General features: G+C 36.3%; 1 pseudogene. It reads left to right on the top strand.

Annotated features, from left to right (window positions below):
• Positions 1–584 (top strand): annotated as a pseudogene (locus tag HMPREF2852_RS00030) (FMN-binding protein); the annotation flags it as partial.

Genomic DNA, 584 nt, shown 5'->3' on the forward strand with positions numbered 1-584 from the left:
CAAAAAGTAATAGACACAAGTCTAATGGAATCAAACGGTCAACAGTGGATAGAAGGCAAAGAAATAAGACCAGCAACAGTAACAAGTCTAGATAAAGACGCAGAAATATTAAAAGAAATAGATGGACTACCAAAAGGCTTAATCTTTGATGGAAAAACAATAAGCGGAATCCCAGAACCAAGCAATGAAGGTTGGCCAGAAGACGGCAGTGGATTTAAAACAATAACATTAAAATTCAAAGCAAAGAAAAAAGGCAAACTCTTAGTAAGAAAAATCACATATTGGTTGTACAGAGACAAAGATAGAGATGGCATATCCGATGACGAAGATAAAGATCACGGCGAAAAATTCACACCACAAAGAAGCTCAAGCAAACCAATAATAGTAGAAGGGAAAGCCCCAAGCCTAGAAGAATACAAAGAAAGATTTTCAAACATACCAAAAGACGGTTCAGTAGAAGTAAGCTTTAAAAACGAACCAGACTACAGCAAAGTAAGCGAAACGCCACAAAGAGTGTACCTACAATTTAAAAGCAAAGGAACAAAAGAAGTAGGCGAAGCTTACGTAATGGTAATAGTGAAAAA

It is taken from the genome of Anaerococcus sp. HMSC065G05, assembly GCF_001812365.1.
In the GTDB taxonomy this organism is placed as follows: Bacteria; Bacillota; Clostridia; order Tissierellales; family Peptoniphilaceae; genus Anaerococcus; species Anaerococcus vaginalis.